The sequence below is a fragment of the Streptomyces mutabilis genome (assembly GCF_014649815.1).
In the GTDB taxonomy this organism is placed as follows: Bacteria; Actinomycetota; Actinomycetes; order Streptomycetales; family Streptomycetaceae; genus Streptomyces; species Streptomyces mutabilis.
The window spans coordinates 1-652 of the sequence record NZ_BMTT01000170.1; the positions used below are offsets into that span (position 1 = coordinate 1).

Sequence of the window (652 nt, forward strand, 5' to 3'; positions counted from 1 at the left end):
CGTTATAACTATGCGATGCTAAGCTTTGGATAAAGGAGGAGTTAAAAAGTGAGGTTCTGTTGCAAAGTTGAATTTATAGTATAATTTTAACAAAAAGGAGTCTTCTGTATGAACTATTTCAGATATAAACAATTCGATAAAGATGTCATCACTGTAGCCGTTGGCTACTACCTAAGATACGCATTGAGTTATCGTGATATATCTGAAATATTAAGAGAACGTGGTGTCACTGTTCATCATTCAACAGTCTATCGTTGGGTTCAAGAATATGCACCGATTTTGTATCAAATTTGGAAGCAAAAGCATAAAAAAGCTTATTATAAATGGCATGTCGATGAGACATATATCAAAATTAAGGGCAAATGGTTCTATTTATATCGTGCGATTGATGCAGACGGCCACACATTAGATATTTGGTTGCGTAAGCAACGAGATAATCATGCGGCATACGCTTTTATTAAGCGTCTTATCAAGCAATTTGGCAAACCCAAAATGATAATTACAGATCAAGCACCTTCAACGAAGATCGCAATGTCTAAACTAATCAAAGATTTTAAACTTAACTCGAACTGTCATTGTACCTCTAAATATTTAAATAATCTCATTGAACAAGATCATCGTCATATCAAAGTAAGGAAAATAAGTTATCAAA

1 protein-coding gene is annotated in these 652 nt (G+C 33.6%); it reads left to right on the forward strand.

The window, feature by feature from the left end; translation table 11 throughout:
- Positions 1 to 108 precede the first annotated feature (108 nt).
- A partial coding sequence (locus IE142_RS35220; protein WP_191889451.1) for an IS6 family transposase occupies positions 109 to 652 on the forward strand: 544 nt, incomplete at its 3' end.